The organism is Pseudoalteromonas sp., assembly GCF_036960685.1.
Classification (GTDB): Bacteria; Pseudomonadota; Gammaproteobacteria; order Enterobacterales; family Alteromonadaceae; genus Pseudoalteromonas.
On sequence record NZ_JBALXK010000001.1, the window covers coordinates 297,813 to 312,291 of the forward strand.

Genomic DNA, 14,479 nt, shown 5'->3' on the forward strand with positions numbered 1-14,479 from the left:
TCTCTGACGGTGCAGTTTACTAATAACTTAATAAAGCACAAAACATGCCAACAAATAAAGCCTTATTTATCAATGCCTTATTATTTAAATTCAATTGTCAGAGTTTTGACAAGCTTACGCTCAGCAAGGCTGAGCGTAAGCTTTTAAGATAGGTAGTTGATTAAGCAGGTAACGCGATCCCTAAGTCTCGCATTTGGGCTAACTTGTAGCGTAGTGTACGCGGACTAATGCCGAGTGTCTCAGCAACATCCTTGCGCTTACCTTGGCAACGATTAAGAGTTTCTAAAATAATACGGTGCTCTTTGTCTTTAAGCTCATCTTTATAGGTGCCAGAATCTAAACTTGGCAGTTCACCCAGAGGTTGATTATACTCAGCAGTCGCTTTAATCGCAGGTGCTTGCACATCATAATAAGCATCACTCGTTGGCGAATTTGTCGCTGGTGTATTGACTAGTGGTATATTGACTGATGCTGAATTATTCGCTGCTAAATTTTCAGATAAAGCCGTGGTTAGTGGCGCTTCAGTTAAGTTTTCAATAAAAATAGCTTGCTCATCAATCACATCACCATGGCGTAAAATCAACGCACGCTGGATGACATTATCAAGTTCACGCACATTTCCCGGCCAAGCATGGGCTAATAGTTTTGTTTGTGCTGCAGCGCTAAGTTGAGCTATTGGCTCTTTACTTTTATTAAGGTGACGCTCTATTAAATGCTTAGCTAATACAACGATATCGCCTGGACGCTGACATAGAGGGCGCCACATTAACGGAAATACGTTTAAACGATAGTATAAATCTTCTCTAAATTGATGCTTAGCGACCGCTTCTTTTAAGTCTCGGTTACTGGTTGCTAAAATTCGCACATCGAGTTTAATGGTTTTACGCCCGCCTAAGCGCTCAACTTCGCGTTCTTGAAGTACACGTAATAATTTAGCTTGTAGGCCCAATTCCATTTCGGTTATTTCATCAAGTAAAATAGTGCCACCTTGGGCTTGTTCAAATTTACCCGGGCAAGCTTGAATGGCCCCAGTAAAGGCGCCTTTTTCATAGCCAAATAAGGTAGCTTCAAGCATATTCTCAGGAATAGCTGCACAGTTAATAGCAACGAATGGCTGCTCTGCACGATCTGATTTATCATGGATAAAGCGTGCCAGTACTTCCTTACCTGAACCACTGGGGCCAAGCACCATCACACTGGCGTCTGATTTAGCAACTCGACTGGCAAGTTCCAGTAGCTGAATACTACTAGGGTCTGCGACAATAGGACCATCGGTTTCTTTTTCAGGTTCAGGTAGATAACGACTGACCATATTAAGCAATACTTCAGGTGCAAATGGTTTAGCCATATAATCAATGGCACCGAGGCGCATCGCCTCCACCGCATCATCTATAGTCGCATACGCAGTCATCATGAGCACAGGCAAGTCAGGGTAATTAAGATTAATACTGCGCAATAAATCAAGGCCACTCATCGCGCCCATTTGCACATCACTGACGACTAATGAAAACGACTCTTTTTTCAGCAGTACCATCGCTTGCTCAGCGCTATCGGCTGCGACACAATCAATGCCTGACATTTCTAACGTATCAATTAGGGCTTCACGTAGCCCTGCATCATCTTCGACGACTAAAATCGTGTTGTTCATAGTGCCTCCACTGATTTTGACTCTGTACAAATTGGCAGTAGTAAGCTGAAACTTGCTCCGCCTTGGGCGTTGTTGGTTACTTCAACCCTACCTTGATGTGCATTCGCCACTGAACTGACCACAGCTAATCCCAATCCTGTGCCTTGGCTTCGTGTCGTAAAAAACGGTTCAAATAATTTGTCTGCTTGGCTTAAATCAATACCAGGACCATTATCACTGACGGTTATGCGTACCAACTCAGTGTCATCATCACGCTGTGCGCTTAGCTGCACATGTGCTTGTGAGCCGATCACTTGAATGCTGTTGTGAATAAGATTTTGAATCGCACTGGCAAGGGCCGTTTTATTACCCATTATTTCGATGTCTGGTTCTGGTAAGCTCACTTCAAGTTCACTATTATTCAATGCCACCATGGCATCAGCACCAGCTTTTACTTCGGTTAAAAGCTGTTGCATAGACACATGCTCAACCACTTGTTGATCACCACTTTTAGCAAATAACAACATATCGTTTACTTGGGTTTCAAGATCTCTTAAGCGCGACATCAACTTAGTATGAAAATTTCCTCGCGAACTCTCAGGCAAACGTTTAGACCCCAAATTCGCAGCGTATAACATAGCCGCTGACAGTGGTGTACGTACCTGATGCGCAAGCGATGCCACCATTTTCCCAAGTGCACTTAAGCGTTGCATATGCGCAACACGTGTTTGCAAACGGCGTGTTTCGGTTAAATCGGTCATTAAGATCAATTGCCCTGGCTCAGGGGTTAAGGCATTTATTTCTAATTTAATAAGACGACCATCTTTTAGTGATACTTCATGGCCATCATCTTGTTGCGGGCGAAACGAGCGCTGGATCACACTAAACCACTTTTCACCTTCAAGTGGCTCGCCCAGCATATCAATAGCGATTTGATTAGCTTTTGCAATCATACCGCGACCATCAAGCACAACAACACCTGCTGGCATGGTATCAACTAAGTGACTTAACCAACTCGCTTGCTGGCGCAATTCACTTAATTCACCAATATACTCTTCTTGTTGTAAGCATGGGTTATACTGAGTTGCTGTGATAAATTGTGGTTTTAAGACATTAGCTAAAGCCATAATGTATTCTCGTTTACGGGATCTAACTAGCTAAATGCACAAATTGTACCAATAATTATTGTCAACATTTTCATTCGGTTAGCGTGTTTTTAGCGCGACAGAAAAATGACGAACAGTTTATTTAGAGAAAGGACTTATTATGAATTCAGCGAAGTTATGTCGTTGCCCTTGGCTCGATACCAGCAAAGATGACTATGTCGCCTATCATGACGATGAGTGGGGAGTACCCGTTTATGACGACCAAACACTCTTTGAATTCATTACCCTTGAATCAGCACAAGCTGGGTTAAGTTGGTACACAATTTTGAAAAAACGAGCAGGCTATCGACGCGCGTTTCTGAGTTTTGATGTCATAAAAGTTGCGCAAATGAGCGAACAAGATGTTGAAAGATTAATGTTGGATGAAGGCATCGTGCGCAACCGCTTAAAAATTGCAGCTACGATTAATAACGCAAAACGCTTTATTGAGATCCAACAAGAGTTTGGCAGCTTTAGTAACTATCAATGGCAGTTTGTTGGTGGTAAGCCTATAGTGAATGAGTTAGATAAACTCAGTGACTACCCCGCCATTACAGAAGCATCCACAGCGTTTGCTAAAGACTTAAAAAAACGAGGCTTTAAATTTTTAGGCCCAACCACAGTGTACGCTCATATGCAGGCCTGTGGCATGGTTAACGATCACAGTAACGATTGTTTTAGGAAACAAGAAATTATTGAGAAGTATTAGGTGAAAGATGCTAAGTGCTAGAAAATATTCTCTTTGCGCAATTAATCTTGTAGCCGCGGGTTTACCCCGCGCAATTAAAATTTATTCACAAAGAAGTTAAAAGAACGCTGCGCTTATGAGGTAAAAATAAAGGTATTAGATTTTAAGGTATTCGAAGCTCGAAGCCCGTGGCATTCTTTTCTTCTCATTTACCCTCATTGTCTTCTCTTTGTGCAAAAGGTTTTTAGTGATATTCACCATAGCACACCCCCGTATTAAAGACGGTGCGCGCGTCAGCAAGCTTAACCCCTACGGGTAATAACGAAACCACTCTACAGGTGTAATCTCCATCGTGCTTGGTTAATTTTTGCCTAAAACCTACTACCTGACACCTAAAATCTGCTCTTAGCTGTTAATCTCGTGATAGATTATATTTTTTCATTTTTTCAACTAAGGTGGTGCGTCGTACACCCAAAATTTCCGCGGCGCGCGCAACAACATAATCATAACGCTCTAACGCTTGGGTGATCAAACTGATCTCAAGTTCAGCCAAATAATCTTTTAGCTCGATACCTTCTTCAGGAAGCAGCTCAGGTGAAGGTTGTATTGCTTCATCATCAGGTTCATCTTCATAATCACTAAAGTCAGTACTAAAAATGTCGTTAAACGCATCTCGCTCCATTAGCTCTTCAGGGTATTCAGGCTCGTAGGCATCTACTTCAATATAACGGTATTTAGCAGGCAGATCAGGAATATCAACCACTTTATCTGGCAGCATGATCACCATGCGCTCAACCAAATTAGCTAACTCACGAATATTACCCGGCCACGTATGTTCTTTAAGGCTATCAATGGCGCGCTCAGTAAATTTAGCAGTTGTGCCACTTTGTTCGCTAATGCGGCGCATTAACTCTTTTAATAATAATGGAATATCATCGGCGCGCTCTGCTAGTGATGGGTTTTCAATGGGGAAAACGTTGAGCCGATAATAGAGATCTTCACGAAAACTACCCTGCTCTATCATCAGCTCAAGGTCACGATGCGTTGCCGCAATGACCCTTACATCAGCCTGGATAGCTTTGGTCCCGCCAACCCGTTCATAACTGCGCTCTTGCAGTACACGTAACAGCTTAACTTGCATTTGCAGTGGCATATCGCCTATTTCATCTAAAAATAGGGTGCCGCCTTGAGCTAGCTCAAAACGGCCTTTGCGGGCGGAGATAGCCCCGGTGAACGCCCCTTTTTCATGACCGAATAACTCACTTTCAAGTAACTCCGCAGGAATAGCACCACAGTTAACTGGCACAAACGGCCCTGAATTGCGCTTTGATAATAGATGAACATTACGGGCCACCACTTCTTTACCAGTACCAGATTCACCTAAAATCAGTACATTCGCATCTGTTTTAGCGACTTGTTCAATTAAAAAACGTACATCTTTAACCGCTTCGGTCTCGCCAACTAAGCCATCAAAAGTTTTGTGTGGTTTTGTATGCTTGTGATCACTTGGCAGCATACGTTGATATTGTTGGCAATCATGAAGTAATTGGGTAGTAACATCATGATTAAACGGCTCACAAATAAGGCCTACAACATTAGCAATACTTAATAGTGGTTTAAGCGTTTCGCCAATTAGTAAGAAAGGTAATGTAGGATAGCGCTTGATCAGGCTTTCATGATCTGAGTCTTGCAGAGCGCCAAGTATCACCATACATGATTGTTTTTGGTACTTTTCACATTCTTGGTCAATATTTGTATCGGCAACCAGATGTACTGCTTCACCTATAAATGTTAGCGCAGCATGTAAACCAATCGCACGATTATTATTATTATCTAAGATCAAGATCATTATTTAGCGAACCACAGTTACTACAGCTATTAATAATTTAAATTGTAAGCGAGTTTGACAGGGATGCAAGCACAAAGCGGCAGTTTTTTGACATAGATGCCAAAAAACAGACACTGAGCTAATTGTAAGTAATACTTAATAATTACTGCTGTATCATTAATATTAAAGTAAGCCTAAGATGGATTCAGCCGATTGATTAGCTTGGCCACGAAGTGCTATAGAAGCTTGTGCTAAAATATCATTTGATGCCTGCTGAGATATTGCCTGAGCATAATCGGTATCTTGAATACGACTTTGACTCGCGGCAATATTTGTTTGCTGCGTACCCAGCCTTTTAATAGTACTAGCCAAAGTATTTTGAAAAGCACCAAGTTCAGCACGCTGGCCGTTTATTTCCTCCGCCGCTTGGTCACTAATATCAATGGCAGCTTGAGCACCTGCTTGGGTAGAAATATCAATTGTTGATATTACTGATGCAAAACTGCCGTCCGAAGGCGTGGTTGTTTGCGTGGTATTGGCATCAGGCCCTACTTGAAACGAAACCGGTTGACCATCAAACAATGGTTTACCGCCAAAAGAAGCATTTTCAAACGTCTCAGTAATTTGGCTTTGTAACTGTACTACTTCTTCTTGCAATGCTGCACGGTCACTATCATTAAGGGCTCCGCTGCCCGCTTGAATAGAAAGTTCACGTATACGCGATACAGCATCATTAACCCCAGATAAACTTGACTCCGTCACTTGCGAATAAGAGATACCGTCGTAAGCATTGCGAACAGCTTGCCCATAACCATCTTGTTGCGATATTAATCGATCGATGATTTGCAAAGCTGCGGCATCATCCGCCGCTGAGTTTACTTTTTTACCCGTAGCAAGTTGCTCTGCAAGCTTATTTGAAGTTTGCTGAGTTTGGTTTAAAAAGTTAGTTGCTGGTGATTGAATTTTCATAACAGGCTCCGACACGCTGAATGGTTAAATTATAGCTTAATTTGCCAAATTTTGTACTTTGTACCATGTTTAAACTAAATTAACTTGGCACCGAGCTTGCTAGTCACCTTGTTAATAGTTAAATTACTGAGAAATGTGTCAAAATTCTCACAATGCGTATTTATAAGCGCCAATGATAAACAACTTGGGTAACACTATGTTCGATAATAAAACGATTCTAATTACCGGTGGTACCGGATCATTCGGTAAGAAATACGTAAAAACCTTGCTTGAACGATATAATCCTAAAAAAATTATTATTTTTTCACGCGATGAGCTAAAACAATTTGAAATGCAACAAGACTTTGACCAACCTTGCATGCGTTATTTTATCGGTGATGTTCGAGATAAAGACAGGCTACGACGGGCAATGCGCGGCGTCAACTATGTAATTCACGCTGCAGCTCTTAAGCAAGTACCTGCGGCTGAATATAACCCGATGGAATGTATCAAGACCAATATTAATGGTGCTGAAAACGTGATTGATGCAGCCCTTGATAACAATGTTGAAAAAGTAATTGCACTCTCAACAGATAAAGCTGCTAATCCAATAAACTTATATGGTGCGACAAAGCTTGCTTCAGATAAGCTATTTGTTGCAGCAAATAATATTGCAGGTGGTCATAAAACCACTTTTTCTGTAGTGCGATACGGTAACGTTGTTTGCTCACGTGGCTCGGTGGTACCTATTTTTCAAAAGTTTATCGATCAAGGCCGCGACCACATTCCCATTACTCATGAAGAAATGACGCGCTTTTGGATAAGCCTGCAACAAGGTGTTGATTTTGTACTGACAAACTTTGAACGAATGTTAGGCGGTGAAATTTTCGTGCCTAAAATACCTTCAATTCGCATTATTGATCTTGCCAAAGCGATGGCGCCTGATTTACCCATTAAAGTTATTGGTATCCGCCCAGGTGAAAAACTTCATGAAGTTATGTGCCCTGCCGATTTATGCTTTGAAACCTACGAATACAACGATCACTTTGTGATTGCACCTGGAATTAAATTTAGCAGCCGTAGCAATGATTATACTGTTAATGCATTAGGTGAAAAAGGCAAGAAAGTAAAACAAGGTTTTGAATATAACTCTTTAAGTAACCCACACTATATGACTCTTAAAGAAATAAAAGACTTTAATGTGCAAGCTTTGTTGTAAACACGACTATGAAAAATAAAGTTATTCCTTACGGTAAGCAAACTATTTCACAAAGTGACATTGATGCGGTTATTGACGTATTAAAATCTGATTGGTTAACACAAGGGCCTGCTGTTCCGGCATTTGAAAGTGCCATTGCTGAGTATTGCAATGCCAACTACGCCTGTGCGACTAACAGTGCCACTTCAGCCTTACATATTGCTTGCCTTGCTTTAGGTGTTAGTAAAGGTGACATCGTATGGACGTCACCAATCTCATTTGTCGCATCGAGTAACTGCGCGCTGTATTGTGGCGCAGAAGTCGACTTTGTTGATATCGACCTTGACACAGGCAACATGTCTGTTGGTGCCCTCGAAGAAAAATTAACCATTGCCAAACAAAACCAGCGACTCCCTAAAGTCGTGATCCCTGTTCATTTAGCAGGTCAGTCATGCGATATGGCAGCAATCAATAAACTTGCCAAAGAGTATGGTTTTAAGGTCATTGAAGATGCCTCGCATGCTATTGGCGCAAAGTATAAAGGCAAACCTGTTGGCAGTTGTAATTACTCAGATATTACAGTTTTTAGCTTTCATCCAGTCAAGATCATCACTTCAGCTGAAGGGGGCATGGCGGTTACCAACTGCGCTGAGCTCAACAAAAAAATGAGCCGTTTGCGAAGCCATGGTATTACTAATATTCCTGAAGAAATGACCGAGCCAAGTCATGGCCCTTGGTATTACCAACAGTTAGAACTGGGTTTTAATTATAGAATGACTGACATGCAAGCTGCTTTGGGGCTAAGTCAGTTAAAGCAGCTAGATAACTTTGTATCAGTGCGAAACGACATAGCAATAACATATAACCATGCGTTTGCAAATTCGACAGTAGCTCATTTAACACAATCAAATGATTGTTACTCTAGCTACCATTTATATATTGTTCGTTTAACGCAATGTAACATAGAAAAACACAAGTCCGTTATTACAGGCATGCGCGAGCAAGGAATTATTGCTCACTTGCATTATATACCGATCCATTTACAGCCTTATTATCAGGCTTTAGGCTTTTCGGAGGGTGATTTTCCTAATGCTGAAACCTACTACAAACAGGCGGTTACTATTCCTCTGCATCCAACTATGACAGCAGACGAGCAGCAATTTGTTATCAATACATTGATTGGTTTAGTATGAAGCTCGCTTTAGGCACAGTGCAATTTGGCTTAAACTACGGTGTCAGTAATAAGCTTGGTCAACCAAGCATTGCCAAGGCTCATGCCATTTTAGATATTGCAAAAGACGCTGGCATTACGACCTTAGATTCAGCGCTTGGTTACGGTGAGAGTCACCAAGTATTGGCATCCTACCCTTCGATTAATGACATCTTTAACTTAATTACTAAGTTACCTCCTCTACAAAAAGAGCAATTTTCTAATCAGGACGCAGACCATTACATTGCGTTAATTGACCAATGTTTTTCAGATTTTAAAACTGAAAAACTAAACGCAATTCTATTCCACCAAGCAAGCGACATTGAAAAGCAAGGTGTAGCGCCTGTTTTGGAATATTTACAAGAACTACAATTAGAAAATAAATTAGCTAATAAAGGTGTTTCATTGTATTCAGGTGCGGAGCTCGAAAGCTTCACGCAACTAAGTGAAATTAACCTTGTGCAAATACCCTATAATGCATTTGATACCTACTTTAAGCACACTGGCGCTCTTTCATTACTAAGTAAAAACAAGGCACAAGTGCACGCTAGATCTTGTTTTTTACAGGGCTTGTTATTAATGCCCATCAATGAGTTAGCTAGTTACTTTAAACCTTGGAAGCAACATTTATTATCATTTCATCAGTTAGCGCAGCATCTTGATGTGTCGGCACTAACACTTAGCCTTGCATATGCTTTAAAAGAAGATGAGATAGATAAAGTTGTTGTCGGTGTAAACTCAGAGTCTGAGTTAGCGCAAATTTTAGAAGCCTATCAGGGCAGCATCCAAATCTCTCACGAAGTGCTCAAAGAAATGACGGTTAATGATCCAAGACTCACCAATCCAGCAAATTGGCAACTATAAATAGTTTAGAAAAATGATTGATTGCCGATAAATGGCTATGATCAAAAAAGGCAGATATATATGAATGACAACAATAAACAATTAAAACTTGCCTTTATTGGCGGTGGCAATAACTCAGCTGTAGGCTATGTTCACTTCGCCGCAAGTCAACTCGATAACAAGTTTGCAGTTGTTGCAGGTGCCTTTTCAAGAAATCCCAATGAAAATAGTGCAACAGCGCAAAGATGGGGAGTTTCAGAAAAGCATTTATACAACGATTGGCAAGAGCTTGTAGAGCAAGAGAAAAACCATGTTGATGCATTTGTTATACTGACACCAACACCCCATCATATTGAGGTAATAACCACGCTCCTAAAGGCGAATTTACCGATTATTTGCGAAAAAGCCCTTGTTACCGGCCCTACAGAAGTCGCTGAAATTGAAGCCTGCTATGATAAAAATAAACACTTTCTAGCTGTTACATACAACTACAGTGGCTATGCGATGGTCAGAGAGTTGAAACACCTAGTAAAGCAAGGCGCGCTTGGCACTATCCAAAAAATTCACCTTGAAATGCCACAAGAGGGATTCAGAAGGCCGCCAGATATTGCAGGTAAACCATCGATGCCACAAGCATGGCGTTTAAAAGATTTTGAAGTGCCAACCATTTGCTTGGATTTAGGGGTGCATTTACACCACTTATCAACATACTTACTTGAAATGGAGCCAACGGAAACAATCGCACAATTTACTAACCATTCTCAATACCCAAATTTAATTGATGATGTAAATATGTTGCTGAACTACCCAAATAACATAAAGGGTAGTATGTGGATGTCAAAAACGGCTATTGGCCACCGCAATGGACTTCAAATCAGAATATACGGTGACAAAGGAAGCGCGCGTTGGTTCCAACTAAACCCTGATGAATTAGAGTTAAACTACAATGACGGTCGCAGAGAAATCTTAGATAGAGCCGGACAGTGTGAGTATGCCAACCAATTTAGATATAACAGAATGAAGCCAGGTCACCCAACAGGATTTGTTGAAGCTTTTTCTAATTTATATACAGATATTTACGAAGAACTTTGCTGTTACTTAGCTGGTACAGACAAAAAAAATGACTATGTATTTGGCTTAGAGCAAGCAAAAGACGGCTTAAACTTATTTAAAGCAGCGCAAGAATCAGTCGAGTCAGCGCAGTGGATAAAGCTTAAAAGAGGTAATTAGATTATGATGAATGACCTTCCTATAGCAATCTATGGCGCCGGTGGTAATGGGCAAAAAATCTATCATGCACTTTCAGAGCATGGAATTAAAATAGAGTTTTTTGTCGATTTATACACACAAGAAACTGAGTATCAAGGCTGTCCAATTTACAAACCTGACAATATTGCCAATAAAAATGTAACCATGCTTGTATCGGTATCTTGTACAAGTGAAGCTATTAAGCAGGATTTACTCGGAGTCGGTGTTCAAGAATGCCTAAACATGAATGAAATCATTAATCGCTATCCATACGTTTTAGAACGTTTTATCTCAAAAGATTACCGAGCAAAACTAATTTCTAGCACAGAGAACGACAAAGAACAGTTAGCTTGGCTTAAAGAAAGACTAAGCGATGATGAGAGCAAAAAGTGTCTTGATGATATCATCGCATTTCGCAGCTCCCCTTCAAGCGAAAGCTATGTTGAAAATGACTGGCAAATCCAATACTTTCCACCTTGGTTACTGAAACTTCCTCTTTGGAAAAATGGGATTAACATTATTGATTGCGGTTCATATATCGGCGATACACTTGCAAGTGCAGCACAAGTATTAAAAAAAGCAGATATACAGTTAAACACAATGCAATGTTTTGAGCCTGATCCAAAGAACTTCCACTTATTAAACAAAACAGCGAAAGAATTCGTCTCTCAAGGTATTAAGACTTATTTATTTCCATGTGGTGTATGGGAAGAAAATACAATATTAAGCTTCAGTGCAGACCTTTCACAAGGCAAGTTTGCTGACTCACAGCAAATCACAGAGAACAATCTACTTTTGCCTGTTATAGCGCTGGATGATACTAGCATAGCCTCTGCGGTTAATTTTATTAAAATGGATATCGAGGGCGCAGAGCCTCAAGCATTAAAGGGAGCGAAAGAAATCATAACACACCAATCTCCCCTACTCGCTATTTCCGTCTATCATGAACCTGAGCACCTTTGGCAAATAGCTCAACAAATAGAAAACTACAACCCTAATTATGAGTACAAACTTCATTGCCATGGCGATTTTGGTTTGGAAATAATATTATACGCAATTCCAAAAATATAATTACTACACAGCAAATAGAACTGTTTCACTATAGCCTTGGGTGTAATGTCTCAAATAGAACTTGTATTCAGGGCATAACTTTTTCAAGTACTGTGGAACTGATATCAAATGTTCTGCCCGATGATAAACACTAATTGCCAACTTAGGCTTATATCTTAAAATAGTATTTTCCATACCATGAAGCACATCTAATTCAACACCTTCAACATCCATTTTCACATAATTAGGCGAGATTTTATTTTCAATGCAAAAATCATCGATGCTAATTTGTTTTACTGAAATTACATCTTCATTTTGGCCTGGTTCAACAACTTTTGAAGATGTTCCTGATAATGAAAAATTGACAGTCTTATTTATACTTCCGACAGCAACCGGAACGACCTGAATAGCTTTGTTGTGTTGGTACTTTGTTTTAAGGATTGCAGTTTGACTCGGTATAGGTTCAAAAAGGTATGCCTTTCCCGATGGACAGTTCCTTAAAAATCGCTCTGAATCACTACCATCAAATGCTCCTAGATCAAAAAAAACGCTTTGCTCCTCAAATGGAGTAATAAAAGGTTCGATATACATATTTGTAATATCAAACTTAAATTCTTTCATGAAGCTTAAATCATATTTATTGCGGAAATTAACGACTGATTCAAAAGTATTTACAGAGCAATCATCTTCAAACCAACTTTTAACCTCATTGTAATGTTCTTGATTGCTTTCCCAGTGACTTAGGGCACCCTCCCAAAATTCTATTTTGGGGCATTGAAAGCCCGAGTTGCGGTAAAAATAGAAATAGTCACAGTAATTCAATCTATGTTTTTCAAGTAAATTGTTTACGTCCACAGGTCTACTATTTGTGACAGCTGAAACAACCAAAGCACCTTTAGGGACTTGTTCAAGTTTTATACAAGGCAGCCCTAAGAAAGATTCTTGTTGATAAAAGTTATCTATAACAGCAACAACTTCAAGACCATTATTTTTATGTATCTCAATTAACACTTCAGCTTCATAGGTTGCACCGAAAATATAACGTCTTGTATTCTTCTCAAAATACTTTTGTAGAAAATTTACGTTCATAATTTGCTTATCTCTCTTATAAAGATTGCATGTTGCTAAAATCTATTTAAGTATTTAATACACATATATTTTAATAGAGTTCGCTATGTACTGAATTATTGGGAATACTTTTCTTTGACCAACTGACGAAGAATTTTGCCTAAACTACTTCTTTCAAAACTATCAATCTGCTCTAACACTCTAGGCTGTTGATAATCGGTCAATTGCTGTAAACACAGCTTCTTTAATTCTGTTTCATTTACTGACGGCGAAAGCGTCGTATAAACAACTTTTATTACCTCACCGAACTGAGAGTCTGGAATAGAAAAAGCGACGCAATCTTCGATGTCTGGATGCATTTTTATCACGGCTTCAATATCTTGAGGATATACATTGATCCCCCCGCTCGAGATCAACTCTTTTTTACGGCCGACATAGTATAAATAGCCTTGCTCATCAAGGTAACCTAAATCACCGGTTTTGAAAAAATCACCAAGATAATAAGCTTCTCGCGTTTTGTTCGGTAATTTATGATATCCACTAAACCCAGTTTTTGTTTTACAACAAATTTCTCCAACTTCAGTTGCTGCTAATTCTTGGCCATGCTCATCGGTAATTTTCACAGTAACAAATGGTAAAGCATTGCCTACGCTGCCGCTCAATTCAGGATGTTCTGATACAGCGAAATCAGTCACAACACCAACCTCTGAAGCACCGTAACACTCATGTAAGCGGCAACTAAATAATGAAAGTAAGCTTTGTTTACTCTCTTTATCTAATACCGCCGAAGAGGATACTAGGCAGCGTAAAGAGCTCAAGTCATGCCCTTCAACACCGTTTTGAATTAAGCTTACTAATTGAGATGAAACGGCAAATAGAAAACTCACTTGATGCTGCTCAATTGCTTGTAGCCAGAGCTTCAAATTAAACTTTGGTAATACAACCGTTGTTGCACCAAGCATCAACGGCATGAGCACACCACGCTGAGCTAGCGAGTGGTACATAGGAGTCGCTACGAGAATAACGTCATCGGACGTTAATCCGTAGTAGTTTATGGTCGCATCAAATGCTCTATTTACTTTACATGCTTGGCTCAACACTATTGGCTTAGGTTGACCGGTAGAGCCAGAAGTCATGGTTAAGATGTAAGGTGCTTGCGTATCAATCGCATCACTAAAAAAGTATTCTGCTTCAGTTTGTTGAACACAAAGCCAATTTGTTTCATTAGCAACACTTTGGCCTAATGTAATTAAATTTTCAGCTTCAATCAGATTATCTGCAAGCAGTGATTTGCTAATAGTCGGCCAAGCAATCACCTTAGCAACGGGGGTTTTCTTAAGAGCAACAGTCAGAGCAAGACCTTTTAAACTAACAGGTAACGGCACTGCGGCTAAACCTAATTTAGCGATTGCCAGCAGCGAAACGATAAATTCGATACCGTTAGGTGCAAATATTGCGACACGTTGGCCTTGCCTAACACCTTGTTTTAAAAAATGGCTAGTAAGCTTAATAACTTGCTGATTTAATTCATCATACGTTACGCTTTGCTGTTGAAAATCAACAGCTACCTTAGTGGGAGTATTAGCGACATTCGTAGCAAATAACTCATAAATACCTTTATCCACT

At 40.0% G+C, this 14,479-nt stretch carries 12 protein-coding genes; 6 read left to right on the forward strand and 6 right to left on the reverse strand.

Going from position 1 to position 14,479, the window contains the following annotated elements:
• Window positions 1–160: 160 nt before the first annotated feature.
• Both V7783_RS01425 and V7783_RS01430 read right to left on the reverse strand, forming a co-directional pair.
• Window positions 161–1,648 (reverse strand): sigma-54-dependent transcriptional regulator, encoded by a 1,488-nt coding sequence (locus V7783_RS01425; protein ID WP_335677208.1) that lies wholly within the window; start codon window positions 1,646–1,648, stop codon window positions 161–163.
• Window positions 1,645–2,754 (reverse strand): sensor histidine kinase, encoded by a 1,110-nt coding sequence (locus tag V7783_RS01430; protein WP_335677209.1) that lies wholly within the window; start codon window positions 2,752–2,754, stop codon window positions 1,645–1,647. The genes V7783_RS01425 and V7783_RS01430 overlap by 4 nt, the downstream gene beginning before the upstream one ends.
• 139 nt (window positions 2,755–2,893) lie before the next feature.
• On the opposite strand from V7783_RS01430, the gene V7783_RS01435 reads away from it, so the two are divergent.
• Window positions 2,894–3,481 carry a DNA-3-methyladenine glycosylase I gene (locus tag V7783_RS01435; RefSeq protein WP_335677210.1) on the forward strand — a complete coding sequence of 196 codons (588 nt, stop codon included), beginning with the start codon at window positions 2,894–2,896 and terminating at the stop codon, window positions 3,479–3,481.
• Between the two features lie 391 nt (window positions 3,482–3,872).
• Here V7783_RS01435 and V7783_RS01440 read toward each other — a convergent pair whose 3' ends face one another.
• A complete protein-coding gene (locus V7783_RS01440) occupies window positions 3,873–5,309 on the reverse strand; it encodes a sigma-54 dependent transcriptional regulator (protein WP_335677211.1) in 1,437 nt (478 codons plus the stop codon).
• A gap of 162 nt (window positions 5,310–5,471) precedes the next feature.
• Window positions 5,472–6,257 carry a flagellin N-terminal helical domain-containing protein gene (locus tag V7783_RS01445; RefSeq protein WP_335677212.1) on the reverse strand — a complete coding sequence of 262 codons (786 nt, stop codon included), beginning with the start codon at window positions 6,255–6,257 and terminating at the stop codon, window positions 5,472–5,474.
• Between the two features lie 196 nt (window positions 6,258–6,453).
• Here V7783_RS01445 and pseB point away from each other — a divergent pair, with 196 nt between their 5' ends.
• The 5 genes from pseB to V7783_RS01470 are packed head-to-tail and all read left to right on the forward strand — an operon-like array spanning window position 6,454 to window position 11,806.
• Window positions 6,454–7,455: a UDP-N-acetylglucosamine 4,6-dehydratase (inverting) gene (gene pseB, locus V7783_RS01450; RefSeq protein ID WP_335677213.1), complete on the forward strand. Its 1,002-nt coding sequence runs from the start codon at window positions 6,454–6,456 to the stop codon at window positions 7,453–7,455.
• Between the two features lie 8 nt (window positions 7,456–7,463).
• Entirely contained in the window at window positions 7,464–8,627 is a 1,164-nt protein-coding gene (gene pseC, locus V7783_RS01455) for a UDP-4-amino-4,6-dideoxy-N-acetyl-beta-L-altrosamine transaminase (RefSeq protein ID WP_335677214.1), read from the forward strand.
• Window positions 8,624–9,508 (forward strand): aldo/keto reductase, encoded by an 885-nt coding sequence (locus V7783_RS01460; RefSeq protein WP_335677215.1) that lies wholly within the window; start codon window positions 8,624–8,626, stop codon window positions 9,506–9,508. The genes pseC and V7783_RS01460 overlap by 4 nt, the downstream gene beginning before the upstream one ends.
• 60 nt (window positions 9,509–9,568) lie before the next feature.
• Entirely contained in the window at window positions 9,569–10,717 is a 1,149-nt protein-coding gene (locus V7783_RS01465; RefSeq protein ID WP_335677216.1) for a Gfo/Idh/MocA family protein, read from the forward strand.
• Window positions 10,718–10,720: 3 nt separating this feature from the next.
• Window positions 10,721–11,806 carry an FkbM family methyltransferase gene (locus tag V7783_RS01470; RefSeq protein ID WP_335677217.1) on the forward strand — a complete coding sequence of 362 codons (1,086 nt, stop codon included), beginning with the start codon at window positions 10,721–10,723 and terminating at the stop codon, window positions 11,804–11,806.
• 3 nt (window positions 11,807–11,809) lie between these two features.
• On the opposite strand, the gene V7783_RS01475 is transcribed toward V7783_RS01470, so the two are convergent.
• On the reverse strand, window positions 11,810–12,874 hold the full coding sequence (locus tag V7783_RS01475; RefSeq protein ID WP_335677218.1) for an FkbM family methyltransferase: 1,065 nt from the start codon (window positions 12,872–12,874) through the stop codon (window positions 11,810–11,812).
• Window positions 12,875–12,969: 95 nt separating this feature from the next.
• Window positions 12,970–14,478: a class I adenylate-forming enzyme family protein gene (locus V7783_RS01480; RefSeq protein WP_335677219.1), complete on the reverse strand. Its 1,509-nt coding sequence runs from the start codon at window positions 14,476–14,478 to the stop codon at window positions 12,970–12,972.
• Window position 14,479: the final 1 nt, after the last annotated feature.